Annotated in this window: 17 protein-coding genes; 9 read left to right on the forward strand and 8 right to left on the reverse strand. The window is 73.4% G+C overall.

Features of this window, described 5'->3' with window-relative positions; genetic code table 11:
* Nucleotides 1-2: 2 nt before the first annotated feature.
* Nucleotides 3-1,799 carry a fatty acyl-AMP ligase gene (locus OG776_RS00490; protein WP_329318072.1) on the reverse strand — a complete coding sequence of 599 codons (1,797 nt, stop codon included), beginning with the start codon at nucleotides 1,797-1,799 and terminating at the stop codon, nucleotides 3-5.
* A 283-nt stretch (nucleotides 1,800-2,082) separates the two neighbouring features.
* Here OG776_RS00490 and OG776_RS00495 point away from each other — a divergent pair, with 283 nt between their 5' ends.
* The 3 genes from OG776_RS00495 (at nucleotide 2,083) to OG776_RS00505 (ending at nucleotide 5,606) form a co-directional block, all read left to right on the forward strand.
* Nucleotides 2,083-4,704: an AfsR/SARP family transcriptional regulator gene (locus OG776_RS00495; protein ID WP_148014246.1), complete on the forward strand. Its 2,622-nt coding sequence runs from the start codon at nucleotides 2,083-2,085 to the stop codon at nucleotides 4,702-4,704.
* Nucleotides 4,705-4,797: 93 nt separating this feature from the next.
* Nucleotides 4,798-5,376: a Uma2 family endonuclease gene (locus OG776_RS00500; protein WP_148014247.1), complete on the forward strand. Its 579-nt coding sequence runs from the start codon at nucleotides 4,798-4,800 to the stop codon at nucleotides 5,374-5,376.
* Nucleotides 5,373-5,606, forward strand: a complete 234-nt coding sequence (locus OG776_RS00505; RefSeq protein WP_148014248.1) for a helix-turn-helix domain-containing protein — start codon at nucleotides 5,373-5,375, stop codon at nucleotides 5,604-5,606. The genes OG776_RS00500 and OG776_RS00505 overlap by 4 nt, the downstream gene beginning before the upstream one ends.
* Nucleotides 5,607-5,743: 137 nt before the next feature.
* On the opposite strand, the gene OG776_RS00510 is transcribed toward OG776_RS00505, so the two are convergent.
* From OG776_RS00510 to OG776_RS00520, 3 genes are all read right to left on the reverse strand, one after another.
* Entirely contained in the window at nucleotides 5,744-6,832 is a 1,089-nt protein-coding gene (locus OG776_RS00510) for an alkene reductase (protein ID WP_148014249.1), read from the reverse strand.
* A gap of 63 nt (nucleotides 6,833-6,895) precedes the next feature.
* The gene (locus OG776_RS00515) at nucleotides 6,896-7,498 is read right to left on the reverse strand and encodes an NADPH-dependent F420 reductase (protein ID WP_148014250.1); all 603 of its coding nucleotides are present in this window, start codon (nucleotides 7,496-7,498) and stop codon (nucleotides 6,896-6,898) included.
* A gap of 20 nt (nucleotides 7,499-7,518) precedes the next feature.
* Nucleotides 7,519-8,529 carry an alcohol dehydrogenase catalytic domain-containing protein gene (locus OG776_RS00520; RefSeq protein WP_148014251.1) on the reverse strand — a complete coding sequence of 337 codons (1,011 nt, stop codon included), beginning with the start codon at nucleotides 8,527-8,529 and terminating at the stop codon, nucleotides 7,519-7,521.
* Nucleotides 8,530-8,635: 106 nt separating this feature from the next.
* Between OG776_RS00520 and OG776_RS00525 the strand changes: the two genes are divergently transcribed.
* Both OG776_RS00525 and OG776_RS00530 read left to right on the forward strand, forming a co-directional pair.
* Nucleotides 8,636-9,244 carry a TetR/AcrR family transcriptional regulator gene (locus tag OG776_RS00525; RefSeq protein WP_148014278.1) on the forward strand — a complete coding sequence of 203 codons (609 nt, stop codon included), beginning with the start codon at nucleotides 8,636-8,638 and terminating at the stop codon, nucleotides 9,242-9,244.
* Nucleotides 9,245-9,994: 750 nt separating this feature from the next.
* Nucleotides 9,995-10,699, forward strand: a complete 705-nt coding sequence (locus OG776_RS00530) for a helix-turn-helix transcriptional regulator (protein ID WP_148014252.1) — start codon at nucleotides 9,995-9,997, stop codon at nucleotides 10,697-10,699.
* 699 nt (nucleotides 10,700-11,398) lie between these two features.
* On the opposite strand, the gene OG776_RS00535 is transcribed toward OG776_RS00530, so the two are convergent.
* The gene (locus tag OG776_RS00535; RefSeq protein WP_329318079.1) at nucleotides 11,399-14,029 is read right to left on the reverse strand and encodes a helix-turn-helix transcriptional regulator; all 2,631 of its coding nucleotides are present in this window, start codon (nucleotides 14,027-14,029) and stop codon (nucleotides 11,399-11,401) included.
* A gap of 90 nt (nucleotides 14,030-14,119) precedes the next feature.
* Here OG776_RS00535 and OG776_RS00540 point away from each other — a divergent pair, with 90 nt between their 5' ends.
* Both OG776_RS00540 and OG776_RS00545 read left to right on the forward strand, forming a co-directional pair.
* The gene (locus OG776_RS00540) at nucleotides 14,120-15,532 is read left to right on the forward strand and encodes a methylmalonyl-CoA mutase family protein (RefSeq protein WP_443077342.1); all 1,413 of its coding nucleotides are present in this window, start codon (nucleotides 14,120-14,122) and stop codon (nucleotides 15,530-15,532) included.
* Nucleotides 15,533-16,018: 486 nt separating this feature from the next.
* Nucleotides 16,019-16,804, forward strand: coding sequence for a hypothetical protein (locus tag OG776_RS00545; protein ID WP_329318081.1), 786 nt, complete (start codon nucleotides 16,019-16,021; stop codon nucleotides 16,802-16,804).
* Between the two features lie 135 nt (nucleotides 16,805-16,939).
* Here the strand turns inward: OG776_RS00545 and OG776_RS00550 are convergent, their stop codons facing one another.
* A complete protein-coding gene (locus OG776_RS00550; RefSeq protein WP_329323618.1) occupies nucleotides 16,940-17,467 on the reverse strand; it encodes a DUF5990 family protein in 528 nt (175 codons plus the stop codon).
* A gap of 252 nt (nucleotides 17,468-17,719) precedes the next feature.
* Between OG776_RS00550 and OG776_RS00555 the strand changes: the two genes are divergently transcribed.
* Together OG776_RS00555 and OG776_RS00560 are read left to right on the forward strand one after the other, a co-directional pair.
* Nucleotides 17,720-18,205: a hypothetical protein gene (locus OG776_RS00555; RefSeq protein WP_148014256.1), complete on the forward strand. Its 486-nt coding sequence runs from the start codon at nucleotides 17,720-17,722 to the stop codon at nucleotides 18,203-18,205.
* Nucleotides 18,206-18,353: 148 nt separating this feature from the next.
* A complete protein-coding gene (locus tag OG776_RS00560) occupies nucleotides 18,354-19,178 on the forward strand; it encodes a maleylpyruvate isomerase family mycothiol-dependent enzyme (RefSeq protein ID WP_329318083.1) in 825 nt (274 codons plus the stop codon).
* Between the two features lie 25 nt (nucleotides 19,179-19,203).
* Here the strand turns inward: OG776_RS00560 and OG776_RS00565 are convergent, their stop codons facing one another.
* The gene (locus OG776_RS00565; protein WP_329318085.1) at nucleotides 19,204-19,740 is read right to left on the reverse strand and encodes a hypothetical protein; all 537 of its coding nucleotides are present in this window, start codon (nucleotides 19,738-19,740) and stop codon (nucleotides 19,204-19,206) included.
* A gap of 355 nt (nucleotides 19,741-20,095) precedes the next feature.
* Nucleotides 20,096-21,538: a DHA2 family efflux MFS transporter permease subunit gene (locus OG776_RS00570; RefSeq protein ID WP_261995029.1), complete on the reverse strand. Its 1,443-nt coding sequence runs from the start codon at nucleotides 21,536-21,538 to the stop codon at nucleotides 20,096-20,098.
* Nucleotides 21,539-21,551: the final 13 nt, after the last annotated feature.

Raw genomic sequence — 21,551 nt, forward strand, 5'->3', positions numbered from 1 at the left:
CACTAGCTGCTCCGCACCATGGTGGGGGCGCTCTCGCCGCTGGGCACCTCGGAGGGTGTGATCAGGGCGCGGACGGCCGGGTCGAGGACGTCGTGGAGCGGGGTGATCTCGCCGCGCAGGAACAGGGAGCGCATCAGGGTGCGCTGGATCTTGCCGCTGGTGGTGCGGCGCACGGTGCCGGGGCGTACCAGGACGACGTTGCCGGCGGGGACGTCGAAGTCCTGTCCGACGAGTGTCTGGATGCCGCAGGCCAGTTCCCGCAGGCGGTCGGTGTCCGCCCGGGGAAGGCGTGCCTCGTGGATCACTACGAGCTGCTCCCGGTCCGCTCCGACGGTGAAGACCGCGCCGTGACCGGCCGCGAGGGCGGGGCCGGTCTCCCGGATCGCCCACTCCACGTCCTGAGGGTAGATGTTGCGCCCGTTGAGGATGATGACTTCCTTCAAACGCCCGGTGATGTAGAGCTCGCCGTCGTGGACGGCGCCCAGGTCACCGGTGCGCAGGAAGTCGCCGGGACTGTCCTCGGGGGCGCCTTCCAGTGTGGCGTGGAAGGTCTCGTCGGTCTCCAGGGGCTGGCGCCAGTAGCCCTGGGCGACGCTGTCGCCGCGCAGCCAGATCTCCCCGACGCGTCCGGGGGGCAGTTCCACGCCCGCCAGCGGGTCGACGACCCGCAGGTCGAAGTCGTGGGCCTTGCCCGAGCCGACCAGGGTGCGGGTGGGCGCGCCCTCGGCCGGGGCCCGCAGTTCGTCCTGTTCCAGGGCGGTCGCGTCCACGGTCAGCCGGCGGGCCGGGACGCCCGGCCGGCCGCCGGAGACCACCAGGGTGGTCTCGGCGAGCCCGTAGCCGGGGTAGAGACTCGCGGCGCGCAGGCCGGCGGAGGCGAAGCGGCGGGCGAAGGCGTCCAGGGTCTGCGCGCGGACGGGTTCGGCGCCGCACAGGGCCAGGCGCCAGCTGGACAGGTCGAGTTCGGCGAGGTGGGCGTCGGTGACCCGGCGGGTGCACAGGTCGTAGCAGAAGTTCGGGCCGCCGCTCACGGTCAGACCGTACTCGCCGATCGCGCGCAGCCAGCTGACGGGCCGTTTGATGAAGGAGACCGGGGAGAGCTGGACGCTCAGGGTGCCCAGCCACAGGGGGTGCAGCACATGGGCGATGAGGCCCATGTCGTGGTAGTGCGGCAGCCAGTTGGCGAAGCGGTCGTCGGCGGTGGTGCCCAGCAGGTGCTGCAGCGCCTGCTGGTTGGCCATCAGGTTGCGGTGGCTGACCATGACGCCGCGCGGTTTGCTGGTGGAGCCGGAGGTGTACTGCAGGAAGGCGATGTCGTCGGGGCCGACGCGGGGGGCGCGCCAGGCGTCGGCGGACGTGGTGTCGTCGAGGTCGGTGGCCAGGCAAACCGTTTCTCCTCGGCCGGTCACGGCCAGCCACAAGGAGGTGTCCGCCGCGTGCTCGGAGTCGGTCAGCACCAGCGTGGCCGCGGTGTCCCGCAGGATGCCGGAGACCCGCTGCAGCCGTTCGCCCCGGTCGCCGGGGAGCGGGGCGGGCACGGCGATCGCGCCGGCGTACAGGCAGCCCGTGAACGCGACGAGGAATTCCGGGCCGGGTGGGTACAGGAGCAGCACGGGCCGGCCCTGGGAGCCGAGTTCGTGCAGCCGTACCGCCAGGGCGCGGGCGCGGCGGTCGAGAGTGGAGTAGGTGAGGTGTTCGGCTTCGCTGACGTCCCGCAGGAACACCTGGGCGTCCGCGTCGCCGAGCGCGGCGACCCGTTCCCGCATCAGCTGGGTGAAGGTGGTGAATGCAGCGGTCAACGTCAGCCCCCTCATGGCGCATACGAAGCGGGGCACAGGACGCCCCTCTGCCGCCGAGCAAGCTCATCGTGAGATCACGGGCTAAAGCGCCGCTTGCGATACACCGCCCCCTCACGGAATTCAGGGGTACGCCTGTCCGATTCTGGGGTGTGGCCGACGCCTACATTGGGGCAGCACGGTCTGTCGTCGGAGTTCCGCGGAGCGCGGGGACGACGAGCGGCTCCGGCGCGCGTCGGCCGTCCGGTCCCGCCGGCCCGTGCGACGGGGAGAAGAGGGTGGGAACATGCGTTTTCGGATTCTGGGTCCGCTGGAGATCACCTCGTCCGCGGCGGCCGAACCGGTCCGGCCCCGGGCGGCCAAGATCCGTGCGGTGCTCGCGACGTTGCTGGTCAGGGCGAACGAGATCGTCTCGGTGGACAGTCTCATCGACGAGTTGTGGGGCGAGCACCCGCCGCGCACCGCGACGACCACCCTGCAGGTCTACGTCTCGCAGCTGCGCAAGCTGCTGCACACCGCCGACCCGGAGTACGGGCGGGACGCGCTGGTCACCCGTCCGCCCGGGTACGCGCTGCACCTGGATCCCGCGCAGCTGGATCTGACGGTGTTCGAGGAACTGCACCACAACGGCCAGAAGGCACTGCAGCGCGGCGACCACGCCGCCGCCGCGGACCTGCAGCGCCGCGCGCTGCAGCTGTGGCGTGCCCCGCTGGCCTCCGACACCCCGCACGGCGCGCTGCTGGCGCGGACCGCGGTGCGGCTGGCCGAGGTCCGCGCCGCCGCCCTGGAGCAGCGCATGCGTGCCGAGCTGCGGCTCGGTCACCATCAGCGGCTGATCGGTGAACTCCACTCCGCCGTGGCCGAGATGCCGATGCGCGAGGAGTTCCACATGCTGCTGATGACGGCCCTGTACCGGGCCGGGCGGCAGGCGGAGGCGTTAAGGATCTTCGCGCAGCTGCGCCAGACTCTCGTCGCGGAACTCGCCATCGAACCGGGTCAGCCGCTGCAACTGCTCCACCAGCGGATCCTGTCGGGCGACACGGAACTGCTGCACCCCGCGCCGCTGCCCCGGGCCGCCGAGGAGAGCGCGCCGCAGGACACCGGGCCCGCGACCCCGCCGGAGACCCACCTCGGGCAGGTCCCGCTGCCCGGCCGGACACCGGACCGGCTGCCCCCGCGCGACCCGGTGTTCGTCGGCCGCTCCGACGAACTGGACCGGCTGGGCGCCCTGTTGCGCGACATCCCGGCCGGCGGCTGCGCGGCCGTCGCCGGCGCGGCCGGGGTCGGCAAGACGGCGCTGGCCGTCGCGGCCGGCCACGAGCTGGGCGACCTCTTCCCCGACGGCCGGGTCTTCCTCGAACTGGGCGGTCCGCGCCCGGCCGACCCGGCCGAACTGCTGACCCGCCTGCTGCAGCGGCTCGGGGTGGACAAGCCGCTGCCCGCCGACGTCGCCGGACTGCGCCGCGTCCTGGACCGGCTGACCGCCGACCGGCGGATCCTGCTCATCCTGGACGGCGCCGAATCCCTCGACCGCATACGGGCGTTGCTGCCGGCCACGGCGGGCAGCACCGCGCTGGTCACCTGCCGGCGGGTGCCGGAGGGGGTGACCGACCGGGTGCTGGAACTGGACGTCCTGCCCCAGGACGAGGCCCGCCGGCTGTTCACCGCGGCGGCCGGCCGGCTGATCCCGCAGCACGGCGGCGAGACACCGGTCCGGGAGATCGCCGCACTGTGCGAGGGACTGCCGCTGGCCCTGCGGGCCGCCGCGGCACGGCTGGCCTCCCGCCCCAACTGGGGCCCGGAGATGCTGGCCGCCCGGCTGCGCGGCGAACAGCGGCGGCTGGCCGAACTGAGCGCCGCCGCACCGGGTTTCCACGACCGGCTGCGCTCCTGCTACGAGGAGACGGAACCGGTGCTGCGGCGCGCCTTCCGCCTGCTGGGGCTCGTGCCCGTGGGCCCCTTCGACACCCGCACGGCCGCCGCGGTCCTCGGGGAGGACGTGGCCAAGACCGGTGAGCTGCTGAACGCCCTGGTCGCCGCGCAGCTGCTGCGCCGGGTGGCGGGCGGCCCGGAACACGGCACGCACCACCGGATGCATCCGCTGTGGCGGCTGCTGGCCCTGGAGTGCCTGGCCTCGGAGAGCCCGGCCGCGGAGGCGCGGGCGGCCACCGCCAGACTGGCGAAGGAGTTCACCGGACAGCTGCGCGACGCCGACGGCCGCACCGAGAAGTGCGGGATCCATCCGCTGGAGCTGTTCAGCCGCCGGCAGGACGGACTGGTGGACGTCGTACGACGGTGTCACGCGGCGGGCCTGTGGGCGCAGACGGTGGAACTCGCCGACGCCATGACCGGTTTCCTGGAGGCCCGGGCGGCCTGGGACACCTGGGAGACCTGCCACGCCCTGGCGCTGGAGGCGGCGCGCCACCAGGAGGACCTCGGCGCCGAGGCCCGGCTGCTGCGCTCGCTGGGCGACCTGGCCTGGCAGCGGCGGCAGCTCACCGAAGCCGGCGAGTTCTACGAGCGGGCACTGCTGACGGCCGACGCGGCCGCGGCCGCCACCGAACGCGGCCGGGCCCTGGTCGGCCTGGCCGACCTGCAGCTCGACGCGGGCGGCCTGGAGGAGGCCGCGGCCCTGCTGTCCCCCGCGCTCGACGCGGTGGCCGACGACCCCCGGGGCCGCTACGAGGCCCACCGGGTACTGGGCCTGCTGGCCCTGGAGAACGTCGGGGCGCACGCGGCCGAGGCGCACTTCGCCGACTGCCTGGGCCTTGCGACGACCCTGCGCGACCCGCGCCTGGAGTCCTACGCGCGGCGCTGGCTCGACCGTGTCCAGGGCCAGGGCCACCGCCCCGCCGGCTGGTCGGAGGTACGCCCCGGAGTGTGGCGCCTGGCCCCCTGCGCCAACTGAGCGCACCCGCCACCCCGCACGCGCCGGTCCGGGACGGGACCGGCGGCCTGGAGTCACGCCGTACATGACGATTTCATCATGTACGGTTGATGGATGACGGAACAGAGCATCTACCACCACCTGCGAGAGTTCCGTGAGGCCTTCGACAAGCCCGAGCCACTGGCCTGGCCGGAGATCAGTCACGGCCAGCTGCTCATGATGATGAGTCCCAAGAAGCAGCATCAGCTGGTCGCTCACCGTTTGCGTGTCCAATTGGACCCACAGCTGGACCCGGACCTGGTCCTCATGCTCGAAACCGACATGGAGGACGCCGCACTCGGCATCCTGCGCGTCCCGGACCTTGTCGTGGTCGACGAGGAAGAGGCCACCGCCGACAGCGACGCGATCGATCCCCGCCGCTGCCACCTGGTGATCGAGATCGTCTCCCGTTCCAACCCCAGCAATGACTATGAGGGCAAACTGCGCGACTATCCGGCCATGGGGGTGCCGCACTACCTCATCGTCGACCCTCGGGACGGAAGCGCTGTCCACCACTGGGCGCCCGTGCGGCGGGCCGGCGTGGCCTCCTACGACAACAGGCAGCACTACACGTTCCCGGAGGCGATCACGGTCGGCGCCTGGAAGATCGACACGGCAGTTCTGCCGCGCTACAGCCCGGACACCGGACGATGAGCGACGCCGCGGACCTGGTGCGCTTCTGGCGCCGGCAGCGAAGCATGTCCCAGGCACGCCTGGCCGAGCTCGCCGGCACCGGCCAAGCGGCGATCTCCCGTATCGAATCCGGGCGGGACCAGCCCACTCTGGCGCTGCTGGAGCGCATCGCCTCCGCGCTGGACTGCCGGCTCGGCATCACGTTCACGTCCGACGCGGAAGCCGCGCCGCGGTCGGACCCGGCCGTCTGATCCCTGCCGGTCAGGACCGACGGCCCGGAGTCCACGGTTGACGCATGACGGCACAGAGCGTCCACCGCCGGCTGCGCGAGTTCCGTGAGGCCGGTCCTCATGCCCGGACGTTGCCGCTCACGGAGGTCTTCTTTCGCTCAGTTGGCGGTGAAGGCGGGGTAGTCGGTGTAGCCCTCGGCCTGACCGGCGTAGTAGGTGTCCCGGTCGCTGTCGGCCAGCGGGTGGCCCTGCGCGAAGCGCTCGACCAGGTCGGGGTTGGCGATGAAGGGTTCGGCGAAGGAGACCGCGTTGACGATCCCGTGGTCGAGGATCTCGTTGCCGAGGGCCTGGGTGAAGCCGAGGTTGGCGACGATGTTGCCCTGGTAGTGGGCGCGGTAGCGGGAGAAGAGGGCGACGCGCTCCTCGATGGTGCCGGGGGTGCCCAGGAGGTGCAGGTAGGCCAGGTTGCTGTCGTTGAGCTTCTTGAGCAGCTGGTCGTAGTCGGCGAGTGCCTCCTCGTCCGCGATGAACGTGCCTCCGTTGTCCCAGGTCGGGGACATCTTCACACTGACGCGGTCGCTGCCCCACACGTCACCGACGGCGTCGAGGATGTCGAGGAGGAACTGGGCCCGCTTCTCGCTGCTGCCTCCGTAGGCGTCGGTGCGCTGGTTGAGACGCGGGTTGAGAAACTGCGGGATCAGGTGGGACTGCTGGGCGTGGATTTCCACGCCGTCGAAGCCGGCGCGGCGGGCGTTCTCGGCCGCGCGGCGGTAGTCGGCGACGGTGGCGGCGATCTCGGCGGCGGTGTAGGCGCGCGGGGTGACGGTGTCCTTCGGGCCGGAGGGGGTGAAGGACTTCTCGCCGGGGTTGACGGCCGAGGGTCCGGCGGGCACGCGGCCGCCGAGGTGGTCGGGGTGGGAGGCCGCGCCGAGGTGGCCGAACTGGGAGACGATCCGCCCGCCGGCCTCGTGGACGGCTTCGGTGACCTTCGCCCAGCCGGCGGTCTGCGTGTCGGTGTAGATGCCGGGCACGTGGATCATACCGACCCCGTCGGCGTTGACCCAGGTTCCCTCGGTGACGATCAGGCCGGCGCCGGCGCGCTGCGCGTAGTAGGTCGCGTGCAGGTCTGTGGGTGCCAGCTCGGCGTTCTGGGCTCGGGCGCGGGTCATGGGGGCCATGACGACGCTGTTGGCGAGTTCCAGAGCGCCGAGACGGACGGGCTGCAGCAGGGGCTGGGTGGTGGTCATGAGCAACTTCCTTGAGCTGGGGGGTGGATGAGGAGGAGAGCGAGGAACGGGCGAGGGCCCGGCTCAGTCCTGTTTGAGGGCGTGGAGGCCGGAGAGCGGGCCGCCGAGTTGCATGAGACGTCCGCCCTCGCGCAGGGAGCCGAGGTCCACGGGGGCGAAACCGAAGGCGGCGGTGAGGTCCTTGACGGTGGTCTTGGCGCCGGCGTCGTCACCGGCGAGGAACAGCACCTGGCGTCCGGCCCGGTGGCGCGGGTCGGCGGCGATGTACTGGCCGTAGAGGGTGTTGAACGCCTTGACGACGCGGGCTCCGGGCAGCAGTGAGGCGACGTGTTCGCTGCCGGTCAGCTCGCCCAGGTCGGCGATCTTCATGGGCGGCGGCGGGGAGGCGAACTGGTTGGTGGTGTCGATGACGACGCGCCCGTCGAAGGGTGGCAGGCCGGTTACCGCGTCCGGGATCTGGGGCCAGCCGACCGCGAGCACGACGAGTTCCGCCGCGGCGGCTTCCTCCGTGGTGCCGGCGTGGGCGAGCGGTCCGAGTTCGTCGGCGAGGCCGGCCAGGGAGGCGGGGCCGCGGCTGTTGCTCAGTACGACCTGGTGGCCGTGGGCCACGGCGTGGCGGGCGATGGCCCGGGCGACGGTTCCGGCGCCGAGGGTTCCGATCTTCATGGCGGTGTCCTTCGTGGGGTTCAGGGTGCGGGGCTGGTGAGCAGGACGGTTCCGCTCTTGCCGGGGCGGCGGGCATGGTCGACGGCCTGCGCGAAGTCGGCGAGGTCGTAGCCGGCGGCGACCTCGAAGAGTTCCGGGGCGGTCGCGGCCAGAAGGGCGGCGAAGGCGACGTCCTCGGCCCGTTCCTCGGGCGTGCGGGTGGTCATCCACTGGAGGACGGACGTGCCCCGTACGGTCAGGGCCCGCGGGGTCAGCGCGAGCGACTCCAGCGGCGTGCTGCCGGAACCGAGGCCTCCATAGGCGATCAGTGTTCCGCCGTCGGTGAGCAGTCCGGCCAGCTCACCGGTCAGGGATCCGCCCACCGCGTCCAGTACGACCTGGGCGCCCCGGCCGCCGGTCGCGTCCTTGACCTGAGTGCGCCAGTCCGCGTCTGCCGTGGAGATGGTCGGCAGTCCGGGGAAGCGCTGCCGCAGGGCCTGCGCCCCCGTGGCGCTGCGTACCAGGTTGACCAGCGGGATGCCGTGCCTGAGTGCCGCGGCGCCGACCAGCTTTCCCACCGACGAACCGGCGGCCGTCTGCACCACCGGACCGGCCTGGCCGTGCTGGGCGTCCTCGACCGCCCGCAGCAAGGAGAGCAGGGTCAGCGGGTTGACCAGCATCAAAGCCGCGGTCTCGTCGCCGACGCCCTCGGGAACCGGCACCACGAGATCGGCCGGCGCCGTGACGAGTTCGCTCCACGCGCCCGGCACCGGGAAGAACGCCACCCGCTGACCGGCGCGCAGCTCCCGCACACCGTCGCCGACGGTCTCGATGACGCCCATTCCCTCCAAGCCGGGAATCCGTGGCGTGGCGAACCGCTGCCGCGGCGCGCCCGGAAAGCCCTCCACTCCCGCCAGGTCGCCGGGGTGGACCGGCCGGGACAGCACCCGCACCCGCACCTGCCCGGCCGCGGGCCCCGCCGGGGCCGGCTGCTCGCTCAGGCGCAGTACCTGCCCGGCTCGGCCGTGCCGGTCGTAGGCGATGGCGCGCATGGCGCTCCCCTTCCGCGAAGTATTAATGATGGGCGTCATTAGAACTCTTGCTATGATGATAGACATCCTTAAAAAGGTCAAATCGAGAGCGTGCGAGAGGACGGCCATGCCGCGGATCACCAAGCAGGACAAGGCCCGCAACCGGCAGAACATCCTCGAAGCGGCGAGCCGCATGTTCCGCTCACAGGGCATCGACGCGGTCGGCATCGCCGAGCTGATGAAGGAAGCCGGACTCACCCACGGCGGCTTCTACAACCACTTCGCCTCCAAGAACGACCTGGCCGTGGAGGTGTGCAGCGCCTCCTACGCCATCTCGCTCGGGGTCCTGGCCCAGGCGATCGAGGACGGTCCGGGCCAGGCCGGCTCTCCGCTGGAGCGGGTCGTGGCCGACTATCTGTCCGCCGCGCACCGCGACGACCCGGACGGCGGCTGCCCCTCCGTCTCCCTGGCCACCGACGCCGGACGGCACAGCGAAGCCGTGCAGAGCGCGTACGCCGAAGGCGTCGAGGGATACCTCACCGGCTTCACCTCCGAGCTCCTGCGCGAAGCCGAGGACAAAGGCCACGAGCCCGACCCGGCCGAGGCCCGCCTCAGAGCCATCCGCCTGCTCAGCGAAATGGTCGGCGCGCTGATGCTCGCCCGCGCCGTACACCACGTCGAACCCGAGCTCTCCGACGAAATCCTGCAGACCGGCCGCAGCCACGCCCTCGACTGATACGAATCGGAACCCCCGCGGGACCGGCGGCCGGGGCGTTCGCGACACACGACCCGGTCCCGACAAGCGCGGGAAGCGGCACAATCGGTCTTGAGGTCCGGGTGCCGCCGGGCCGGCGTGCTGCCGGTGTGCCGGCTTCCCCGGCCAGGGCGACGTCCGACGCGGAAGCCGCGCCGCGGTCGGACCCGGCCAGCTGATCCCTGCCGGTCAGGAACGACGGCCTTCCCCGTGACGCGGGCGCGCGCCGCTTCGCGGGACTTCGCGGGACTTCGCGGCCCTTTGATGTTCCCTCTGCTCCGCCCCGCCCGGGGTGACGGCCGGCGACGCACCCCGGGACACGGCGCCCGGCGCCCCGGCCCGCCGAGCGCACGGCCGAGCGCACAGAACCGGCCTCGCGAGCCCTCCTCCGCGGCCTCCGGCGGGCCCCCGCCGGGCTGCCACAGAGATCCCCCATGCCGCACACAACACAGGCGCAAGCGGCCGGTGGTGCAGTAGGACAGGTCACTTCCCGTTCAGGAGGAAACGAAGAGATCCAGCCGATCGAGGAGATCGCGGAGCTCACGGGGATCGCGGCACGACCGCCCGCACGCCGAGGGGATCACGAGCACGTCGGCGGCGGCGCGGACGGGATCCCCACGCCCCAACCGCCGCGCACGGATTCCCGGCGATCGCCCGGCGTTGTGTGAAAGCCGGCCGTGCAACGAGGCATGCGCTGTCCCGCACTTGGATACAGAAAGCCGGTATCTCGTCATGACCACTAGCATCACGGATGTCCAGCTCACCAACGACCGGTCGACCACCTCGCACCCCGCGGCCGGACACCGGTACGCCTACGCCGCCCGTTCGGCGTCCGCGGCCGGCCGGCGCACCTACACCGCCCACCTCAATCCCGAACGGCGCATCGTCGCGGCCGAGCCCGACTTCTCCCGCCGGTTCGGACGTACCTCGGCCGACACCTGCGGCCGCAGCCTGTACGAACTGCTCCACCCGAGCTCCCCGTCCTATCTCGACCGGCACTTCACGCGCCTGTCGGAAGGCCGGTGCAACCGCTTCGACGAGCGGATGATCGGACTCGGTGACTCGGGACGTGTGTTCTCCGCCGGTCTCACCGGAATCGCGGTCCACGACACCACCGGCGGGCTCGCCGGCATCGTTGTCCAAGTACGCCCGGACCAGGAGGGCGCGGCCGCCGAGGAGCCGGCCGTCCACTCCCCCGAGCGGCTGCTGAGCAAGCTGGACGCGCAGGTCCTGGAGGGTGTCGCCGCCGGAGCCTCCACCGTGCAGCTCGCCGCGCGCCTCTACCTCAGCCGGCAGGGCGTCGAGTACCACGTCGGTCTCATGCTGCGGAAGCTCAAGGCTCCCAACCGGGCCGCCCTCGTCGCCCGCGCCCACTCCCTGGGCATGCTGACGGTGGGACACTGGCCGCCGCGTGTGCCGCCGGAGTTCATCAAGTAGCCCGACCGAACAGCCGTAGCGCGACCGAACCGCCTGGTCCAGCCTGCCCCCCCCCATGAGCTGGATGCTCCCGCCGGGTTCCTGGCCGTCACCGGCCAGGAACCCGGGAACATCGCACCCCCGCGGCGGTACCGTGCCGTGCCGGAGGCGGTGGACACGCGGCCACGGTGTGCGGCGGACCGTCGAGGATCTCCTGCCCCAGGATGAGCCCGGTCCGCTCTCCTACGGTGTCCACTCCCCTGTGTCCGTTCCTCCTGTGTCCTCTCCCCCCGTGCCCATGTCCCCGTGTGTCCGCCCCCCATATGTCCGCTCCCGCACGGCCGTTCCGTCCCGCCCCGGGTTCCTCCTCCGGGGTGCGCGGGTGTTCCGCCGCGGGTACCTCGAACTGCGCTTCACCGGAGGCGAGTTCGGGTCGTCGGCGTGCCGCCCGCTGGCCTGTGACCCTGCGGCCATGTGACCCGCGGCCGTGTGGCCGTGTGGCCCGGTGAGTGTGCGGCCCGCGGATGGGTGCCGGTCGGGTGCGCCCCCGCGATGTGTGCCCGGATGCCATGTGTCCGGGAGCCATGTGCCCGGGCAACGTGTCCGCAGGCCGTGTGCCCGGGCAACGTGTCCGCAGGCCGTGTGCCCGGTCGATGTGTGTCCGGCGGGCGGATGCGTGTGCCCGGCGGCCGTGCCGTCACCGGGCCCGTGCGGGCCTCTTCAGTGACCGGCCTGTTCGAACGTCCGGGTGCGCAGGTCCGAGGGCAGGTCCTGGCGGCGGGAGATGCCGAGCTTGCGGTAGACGCAGGTGAGGTGGCGCTCGACCGTGCTGGGGCTGACGAAGAGCTTGACCGCGATCTCCCGGTTGGTGTGCCCCTGGGCGGCGAGGGCGGCCACCCGTTCCTCCGAACCGCTCAGCCGGGCGGCGTCCCGGCTGCGGACGGGACGCTCGGCACGCTCCGGTCCGTCGACGGGCCGTATCCGCTCGCGCAGCGGCACCGCGCCGCAGTCACCCGCCAGTTGCCAGGCCCGCCGGGTGATCGTCCCCGCCCGGGCCCCCTCGCCGTTGAGCCGCAGCGCGCTGCCCAGGTCGGCCAGGGCGCGGGCGAGTTCGAGGCGGTCCCCGTAGTCGCGGAGTTCGTCGACCGCGTTGCCCAGCAGTTCGACACGGCGCCGGGGCTCGGCGGTGGCCGCGCTGAGGCGCAGGGTCACCCCGCGCACCCGCGCCCCGGTGGCCGCGGGCAGGGCGAGCTGGTCGGCGACCAGGGCCTGTGCCTCGCCGAGGCGCCCGAGCAGGAGCAGGGCCTCCGCCGCGTCGGTGCGCCAGGGCAGCAGTTCGGGCTGGTCGGTCGCCCAGCGGCCGGCGGCGCGGCCCGCTTCCAGGAACTCCTCCAGGGCCGCCTGGGGGCGTCCGGTGGCCAGGTGGTGGCGCCCGCGGGCGCGCAGGAAGGCGAGGGCGTGCACGGTGGAGTACGGCTCGCCGGGCAGGGTGGGGTGCAGGTGCAGGGCGGCCGTGGCGTACTCGCCCTGCTCGGTGAGGGCCTGAACCAGCAGGGCGAGCGGGGCGAGGAGGAAGGGGCCGCCGCGGCCGGCGAGGTGTTCGAGGGCGCCTGTCGCCTCCCGCCGGGCACCGGCGAGGTCGCCGAGCCGCAGCAAGGACTCGGCGTGCGCGGTGGCGAAGGCGGCCTGCCAGCCGGGCGCGTTGCGGGCGGAGATCTCCTCGCCGAGCCGGCCGCACCAGGTCACGGCCCGCTGCGGCCGGTGCTGGACCAGGGTGCGCAGGGCCCGCGCCAGGGACTCGTAGGTGGCCGGGGTCAGGGGGGTGTCGCTCAGCAGCCGTTCGGCGGCCGGTACGTCCTCGCGGGCGCCCACGCTCAGCCACAGTGCGGCGGCGCGGGTGACCGGTGCGGTGGGGCGTTCGTGGGTGACCGGGCACTGGGCGTGGGGCCGGCTGGGCACGCTGTCGCGCGGCGGGCGGACGTCCCCGGCCGCCCGGGCCAGGACCTCGTCGGCCTCCTCGATGCGGCCCTGGGCCGCCAGCAGCCGGGCCAGCCATCCCGCGTCGGCGCAGGACAGCTGTCCTGCGCGCAGGGCGGTCTGCGGTTCGTCGAGGAGGTGGTGGGCCGCGGCCGGGTGCAGGCGCCAGGTGTGCGCCGCGAGTTGCAGGGTGATGCGCAGGCGGGTGGGTTCGTCGGGGCAGCCGGAGCGGGCCAGGCGCAGGAAGGTCGGTGCGCCGTCCGGGTCGGCGGGCGAGAAGGGCTCCTGGCGGGCCGCGTCCCGCAGGGCCTGGATCTCCCAGGTGTGCGTGGCGGTGCCGGCGGCGAGTAACTGGCCTGCCACCAGGACGGGTTCGGCCAGGGCGTGGTGCAGGACGCGGGCGGCGTTGCGGTGCATCGACCGGCGTTGTTCGGAGGAGAGCATGCCCAGGACCGCGGACTCGGCCGCGGGGTGGCGCAGCCGGGCGCCGGTGACGAGTCCGGCGGCGTCCAGGGCGTTGCCCGCGCGGGCGGCGGCGTCGGTGCCGAGCCGGGCGAGCCGGGCCGCGCGCTGCGCGTCGGCCTGCGGGCCCAGCACGGCGAGGGCGGCGGCCAGCCGGCGGGCGGCGGGGCCGCAGCGCTGCACGCAGGTCGCGAACGCCTCGGTGAAGGGGCCGCCGGGTTCGGGCTCCGGCCAGCCGGGCCGGCCGGCGGGGGTGTCCGTCTCGGCCAGCAGGGCGCGGATCAGCAGGGGGTTGCCGCCGCTGAGCGCGTGCAGGGAGGTGATGGCGTCGTCGGGTACCGGGGTGCCCCAGAAGCGGGCCAGTTCGGCGGTGCCCGCGGCGTCCAGGCGGCCCAGCGGGATGCGGACGAAGCCCTGGTGGCGCAGGAGTTCGGTGTGCAGGCCGAATCCGTCCGTGCGGTGGTACGGGGACTGGGCGAGCACCGTCAGCAGGGGCGCCTCGTGCAGGGTGTGGGTGAGGCGCAGCAGTTCGGCGAGCGAGGCGCGGTCGGCGTGTTGCAGGTCGTCGACGCACAGGAGGACCGGGCCGTTCGCGCAGGCGGTACGCAGCAGGGCGGCGAAGCCGGCCGCCGTCTCGTCCGGTGCGGGCGGGGTCCGGGGCAGGTCCCCGGTGAGGCAGGCGGCGAGGCGGCGCAGCAGGGCGTGGTCCTCGCGGCGGGCGCCGGGGTCGGCGGCGGCGCGCAGCACGGTGAGTCCGCGGCCGGCGGCGAGGTCGGCGGCGTACTGCAGGAACCGTGTCTTGCCGCAGCCGGGCGCCCCCTCCACCAGCACCAGCTGGGCGGTGCCGTCGCTGCAGGCGCGCAGTGCCTTGTCGAGTCGTGCGCGTTCGTCGTCGCGGTGCAGGAGCATCATGGGCCCGCCCTCCCGGTCGCATTCCCTCCACGTTCCCGCAGTCTAGGAACGCATATGCCCCGCACGAGTCCGGCGCGCGATGGCCAGTGACTGCACGGCAGGAAGTACCGGGATGCCGTCCCTGTCACGCCGTCGGCGGGTTTCGGCAGGTCCTCGCGGTGGCGGGCGCCCTGCCCCGGCTTTAGCCGCTGCCCCCACCATGACGACCCGCGGCGCTCCCGCGGTACGACGGGCCTTTCGGAGGGACGCACATCGATGTTCACCGTCTGCCCCTGGACGACGCAGCGGTCCGCCGGTCTGCGTGGCGCGGGTGAGTCCAACGCCTACTTCCGGCGGCTGGTCGCGCACGGCACGACGGAGCTGTCGGTCGTCTTCGACGTACCCACGCGGCTGGGGCTGGACTCGGACTCCCCGCTCGCGAGCGGGGAGGTCGGCCGGGCGGGCGTGGCGGTCGACTCCCTCGACGACATGCGGGTGCTGTTCACCGGGGTCCCCCTGGAGCGGGTGTCGACGTCGATGGCGGCCGGCGCGCCGGCCGCCGTGCTCCTGCTGCTGTACCAGCTGGTCGCCGAGGAACAGGGCCTGCGCGCCGACCGGTTGACCGGCACACTCCACCACGACGTGGTGACGGAGTACGCCGTGCGGGACCGGCATGTCTTCCCGCCGGAGGCCTCACTGCGGCTGGCCGGGGACCTTTTCGCCTACTGCCGTGCGCAGTTGCCCGGGTGGCACACGCTCTCCGTCTCGGGGCGCGCGCTGGCGGAGGCGGGAGCCACGCCCGCCCAGGAGGTCGCCTTCACTCTCGCCGAGGGTGTCGAGTACGTGCGGACGGCGGTCGCGTACGGGATGGACGTGGACGACTTCGCGCCGCGGCTGTCGTTCCTCTTCGGCGCGCGGGCCACGCTCCTGGAGGAGCTCGCCGTCCTGCGTGCGGCCCGGCGCCTCTGGTCGCGGGTGCTGGGTGAGCGGTTCGGGGCGCGCGGTCCCTCGTCGCGCATGCCGGTGCGCAGGGCCGTGCGGGGTCTGGCCGCGGTGCTCGGCGGCGGACTCGGGTACGGGCCCGCTCCCGGCGTGCGCGCGATCGCGGGCGGCCGGGCCGGGGCGAGGACCGTCGAGGCCGTGGAGGCCGCGGCGCTGGAACTGATGCTGCGGGTGGAGGAGCTGGGCGGTGCGGTCGCCGCCCTCGGCCAGGGCTTCCAGAAGGACGAGATCGAGCGCGTCGCCCACCATGGCCGGCGCCGCCTCGAGGGGGACGGGCCGTACGAGACGGTCCGGCTCGACCCGGTCGCCGAACAGCGGCAGACCGAGCGGCTGGCCAAACTGCGCGCATGGCGGTGCGCGGACCGGGTCGACGACGCGCTCATCGCGGTGCGCAAGGCGGCGGAGGGCGGTGACAACGTCCTGCACCCGATGAAGCGGGCGCTGGCGTGCGGAGCCTCCGTGGGTGAGGTCTGCGACACACTGCGGCAGGTGTGGGGCGCCGGTTTTCAGTCCGCCGTGTGACGGGCGCGGCCGGGACGGTGGTGGGTCGCGGCGGGGACGGTGGTGGGTCGCGGCGGCGGGTGACCTCGGCGGGCCGGTCCACGGGCGGGGTGCCGTTCGGGTGAGTTCCGCTGTTCTCCCCGTTGTCGTGCCCTGTTGTCTGGGACTGTGCCTCCTACGACGTGGCCGATCTCAGCGGCCCCGGAACGGAGGGGAATTGGTGTGTCCGCCTGCCGCACATCGCTGCGGCCGGTATCGGCCATGGTCCGCGCGGGGCTGGTTCCGCGGGGGATGTCTCGTACTGATGAGGGGAATGAGACACCTTCGATGTGGGCCGGTGGTGCCACTCACATGTGGTCGTCCTTGATGTCATGTGGGCCCCGAGCAGGCATCCTTGGAAGGCGGCCGGTGCGTGGGAGCCCGAACACGCACAGGATCATGGCCAGATGATGCAGGTACCATCCGCCCTCAGGACCGATTCAGACATCACGGAAAGAAGGAACTGTCATGGCCCAAGTCCACTCGGAGACCACCGGACTTCAGTCGCAGTACTCGGCCCAGCTCACCGCGGACCTCGAGCGCAACACCAAGGAACAGGAACGTATCAGCGCCGAGGTGACGTCTTTGCAGGAGCTGTTGGAGGCGCTGCGGCGCGACCAGGCCCTGCTGGTCAACCTGCAGCGGACCCTGGGTGACGACGCGCCCGGCGCCGGGGAGAAGGCGGCCGGGCCCGCCGCGGCGGTGCCCTCGGTGCCGCGGCAGACCACCGCCGGGCCCAAGTCCAAGGCCAAGCCCGCCAAGCAGCAGGCCGCACCGGCCAAGGCCGCCCCCGCCAAGGCGGCGTCCACCAAGACCGCCCCGGCCAAGACCGTCTCGGCCAAGGCCACCCCGGTCAAGGACGCCCCGGCCAAGGCGGCTTCGTCCAAGGCGACCCCGGTGAAGGCCGCCTCGTCCAAGGCCACCCCGGCCAAGGCCGCGACACCGAAGGCCGCCGCGAAGGCGCCGGAAGCCGCGGGCAAGCCCACCCTGGTCGAGCTCATCCACGACCACCTGAGCCGGCAGTCCGAGCCGCGGTCCGCCGCGGAGATCACCACCACGCTCTCCGAGTCCCACCCCGAGCGCGGCATCAAGGCCACGGTCGTGCGCACCACGGTGGAGGGGCTGGTCGCCAAGGGCCGCGCCCAGCGCAGCAAGCAGGGCACGTCGGTGTACTACACGGCGGCCGGGACCGGTGCGGTCGACGGCTCCGCGAAGCAGCCCGCCGCGGAGCAGAAGACCCCGGCCACCGACTGACACGAAGGCATGCGCAGCCCTGCCCGCGCGGCCGGTCCGCGCCGGTCGGCATCGTCCTGCCCGCGCCGGGCCCGGACCCGTCGACACCCATGTCATGAGCGGGCCGCTGCCTCCGGTGCCGCCGCGGCGGCGCCGTCACCCGGTCGTGGCGCCCGGGGCCCTCATGTGCCGCTCTTCTTCCGCGGGTTGGGCGGGGCCGGCGGTCCAGGTGATGTGCGGAGGTTCGACACGTGCGCACAAGGGGTGGCCGTGCGCGTCGCTGAGGCCGAGGCGTCCGACGAGGAGGCCTTCGCGCGCGGCGGCCGCGAGCACCTCCGGGGGTACGGCGTCGAGCATCAGCTTGGCGCGGCGGAACATCGTGAAGACGCCCGGCTCGTCGACGGTGCCCCACGACAGGTAGACGAACCGGCGGCCCAGGCGGTCCTGGACGTAGGGGCCTTGGACATGGGTGCCGGCCGGCGAGGCGGTCGCCGTGCACGGCAGGGTCCAGGTCGCGGACGGGGCGTCACCGGGCTGCGGGTCGAGGAGTTCGGCGGGCCGGTCACGGCGTTGCACGGCGACATGGATGTTGCGGTACGCGGGGAACGCGGCGTCTGCGGGTGCCGGGCAGGTGCGGCCCGGCAGGTCGACGGCGTCGATACGGATGTGCATGCCGGCCATCATCCCCGCCGTGGCCGTCGCGGGGTGTCCCGCGGCGCCGTGGCGGGGGCCGGTGCGCGGGGCGAACCGTTCCACGCCTGGTGGTGGTCCGTGCGAGTGGTGGATCTCCCGGTGGGGTCGTAGCGTCGGTGGGAGGAGCCAACCTCCGTGTGGGAAGGCAGTCGGCCGTCGTCCGCCGTCAGGCGGGGCCCCGGCGGACCGGCCGGACCAGTGCGGGGGCCAGTGAATCCAAGGAGAACGCGGCCGGGAGCGGACATGCGAAAACTCACCGTCAGGGCGGCAGTCACGTTCTGTGCCGCGGTATCGCTGGCCACGGTCATGGGAACGGCGGACGCCGCTCCCGTGGCGTCGCCGCGGTCCGCGCACACCGTCGCGCAGGAGTCGGCGCCCCGCCAGGTGCCGACGCGGACTGTCGTCCTCGACTGCTTCTCGCAGCCGCAGGTCGAGCCCGGCGACTTCGTGCTCGCCTGCGGTGACGGCAACAGCCGTCTCACCTCGCTGCAGTGGTCGCGCTGGGGCGCCAACTCCGCGGTGGCCACCGGCATCAACATGGTCAACGACTGCAAGCCGTACTGCGCCGCGGGAACCTTCCGTGACTACCCCGTCACCGTGCGGCTCGACCGCCCGCAAGCCTCGAAGAACAACCCCCAGTCCACGCACTACACCCGGCTGACGCTCCTGTACACCGACACCGAGCCCGCCGGATACGGACAGACGGCCACCTACCCCTTGTCGAACTGACGGCGGCGGTGGCCGCGCCCGGGAGGGGTTGTCGCGGGCCGCTTCACCTGGTCTTCTGTACCCCGGTCGTCCGGCAGGCATCCCGCCCGCCGGACCACCGGGCCGTCCTGTGTCCGGTGTGGGACACGGGATCTGGGGTGGGCGAGGCGTGGAATCGGTGGCCGGGCAGGACGTACGGGGCGCTCTGCCCGAGGGGCTGGAGGCGGCCGTCCGTGAAACCGCCCGGGAGATCGCCGCGCTGCTGAGCCGGGACGCGGACATGGAGCGCGCGGTACCCGGGTCGCGGTGGAGCGTCGGGGAGGCGGCCGCGCATCTGGCACAGGCCAACGAACTGATGGCCCAGCTCGCGGCGGGACAGCCGCGCGCTTACGGGGACGGGACACCGCAGAGCCTGGCCGCGGCCAACGAGCGGGCACTCGCCGCGTTCGGCGAGCGCCGGGCACAGCCGCTGGCCGAGATGATCGAGACACAGGCCGAGGCGTACCTGAAGGCGTGGGACACGGGTGCCGCCGCGCGGGGAACGCTCCTCACTCCGCTGGGCCCGATGACCGCCGACGTGCTGGGCTCCTATCTGCTGACCCACATGCTGGGCCACGGGTACGACCTGGCCCGCGCGCTGGGCCGGCCGCACATGATCGACCGTGCCCGGGTCGGACTGACCGTGCCGTTCCTGCTCACGGCCATGCCGCGGGTGACCGACCCGGCCCGGGCCGCCGGGCTGAGCGCGCGCTACACGATCCGGCTGCGGGGCGGCGGCCGGTTCGGGGTGACGGTGGCCGACGGTGCCGTGCGGGTCGACCCGCGGCCGCCGGCCCGGCCGGACTGCACCATCCTGACCGAACCGGTCACCTTCCTGCTGATGGCGCTCGGCCGGCGGGGCCAGTGGAACGCCCTGGGGCGGGGCGGCATCACCGTCTGGGGCCGCAGGCCCTGGCTCGCGCCCCGCTTCCCCGGCCTGTTCAAGGCGCCCTGACCGCGGCGGGTGCGGCCGGGACGGTCTACCTCGGGCCGGGCGCGCCGGCCGCGGGAGTGGTGACCAGCAGGCCGAGCAGGGTCCCGCGGTGCAGGTCGGCGATCGGGTCCAGGAGGTCCGGGTGCCGCAGCAGGGGTGCCGCCCGGTGGTCGCGGGGGCTGGGCACGGTGAGACGGCGTGCGCTGCCGATGCCGCGGGTGCCGTGGTGGGTGGCGGCCAGGCAGGCCGTCGCGACGGCGGCGAGATCGGCGTCGGCCAGCAGGCAGGCCGCCCAGCTGACGACGGTCTCGTCGACCCAGGTGCGCCAGAGGTGGTCGGCTCCGGCCGGCGGGGGCGCGTCGGCGCCGGTCACGTAGTCCAGGCGGCCCGAACCGCCGGGGCCGAGCAGGCCGAGCAGTTCGGCGTCCAGCGGGGTGGGGTAGCGCAGCGCGGCGGCGATGGTGACCGCGTGCTGCGCCTGGGCCTCGGCCAGGGCATGGTTCAGCGAGCCGGCCGCCGGCGGGAACGCCGACAGCAGCCAGCGCGCGGAGGCGCTGATGACGGGTGAGAGTTCGCTGGGCATGGTGACCGTCCTTCGCAGGTACCCGCCGTGGCCGTGCCCGGCCAGGTCACGGGCGCTCGCGCACCGGAGGAGCAGGCGCGTGGCGGTCAAACGTAAGGGCCGCCGTCGCGACGGCGACAGGACGTGGGTCACAGACCGGGGTGTGAGGTTGCCCGCCGCGCCCCGGGCACGGTCCGGGACGGTCCGCCGCCCGGGGCTGCCCCCTGCCCGGCGCCGAGCGTGACGGTCGCCGCCCGGGGGCTGCCCCCCCGGACCCGGACGCGAGGGGCGCCGCCCGGGGCAGGAGCGGGCGCGCGGAAGCAGGATGGGGCGCCCCGGAGTCAGGGGCGTGGGCGGCCCTGGGTCAGGATGGGGCTCAATGGGCCTGTTGGGCGCGCCTGGGCAGCAGGCCCACCAGCAGCAGTGTCAGGAGGTTCAGGCCCGCGGCGACGGCGAGGACGAGTTCGGCGGCGGCGAGGCAGGAGGACGGGGACGGGTGCCCGGCCCGGGCGAAGAAGACCGTGCCGAGGGCGGCGACGCCGAGGGCGCCGGCGAACTGCTGGACGGCGTTGAGCAGGCCCGCGCCGGTGCCGACCTCCTCGGCGGTGGCGTCGCCGATGATGAAGTCGACCAGCGGGACGAACACCAGGCCGGAGCCGAAACCGGTGCACAGCAGCGCGGGCGCCAGCTTCCAGACGGTGATGCCGGTCCCGAAGCGGTCGAGGGACCAGCACAGGGCCAGCAGGCCCACGACGGCGACGGCCAGCCCCAGGTGCAGGGTCGCGCGTCCCAGCTTCTCGGTGAGCACGGCGCCCGCGAGCAGGACGGCGACGGCCGTGCCGAGGGCCCAGGGGATCAGGGTCAGGCCGGTGTGCAGCGGCGTCCAGTGCAGGCCCTGCTGCAGCAGCAGGTTGATGACGAGGACGAACGCGCTCAGTGACGCGTAGAACCCGGCCACGATCACCAGGCCGACGACGAAGCTGCGCCTGCGGAACAGCGAGGGCGCGATGACAGGGTGGCGGCTGCGCCGCTGGGAGAGAACGAACAGGGCGAGCAGGACGACGGAGGCGGCCGTCATGACGTAGGTCCAGACGGGCCAGCCGAGGTCGCGTCCCTGGATGAGCGGGACGATCAGCAGGGCCGAGGCCGCGGTGAGCAGGCCGACGCCGGTGAGGTCGAGGCGGGCGGTGGGGTCCTCGCCGCCGTGGTGCGGCAGGACCCGCCGGGCGAGGGCGCCGGCCACGACACCGAGCGGCACGTTGATCAGGAAGATGGAGCGCCACTGGCTGCCGAAGAGGTCCAGGTGGAGCAGCCAGCCCGCCAGGACGGGCCCGCCGACCATGGTCAGACCCATCAGCGGGCCGACCGGGGTCAGCGCCCTGCGCAGGTGCTGGGGCGGGAAGACGACCTTCACCAGGGCCAGGCCCTGCGGGATCATCACCGACCCGCACAGGCCCTGCAGGGTGCGGGCGACTATCAGGAAGAGCGGGTCGGGGGCGAGACCGCAGGCCAGTGAGGTCAGGGTGAAGCCGGCCATGCCGAGCAGGAAGAGCCGGCGCCGCCCGAGCAGGTCCCCGAGCCGTCCCGAGGTGACGAGACCGAGCGCGAAGGCGGCGGTGTAGGCGCTCACCACCCACTGGACGGTGACCTGGCCGCCGCCGAGGTCGGCGTGGATGGACGGGCCGGCGAGGCTCGCGATGCTGGAGTCGATCAGATCCATGACGTCGGCCATGACCACGACGGTCAGGACGAGCCACGCGGTCCGCGACGGCGGTGTGCTGGTGGGAGGCGCTTGGGAGGAGCGCTGGTCGATGGACACGAACACCGTTCTA

It is taken from the genome of Streptomyces sp. NBC_01689 (genome assembly GCF_036250675.1).
Lineage (GTDB): Bacteria > Actinomycetota > Actinomycetes > Streptomycetales > Streptomycetaceae > Streptomyces.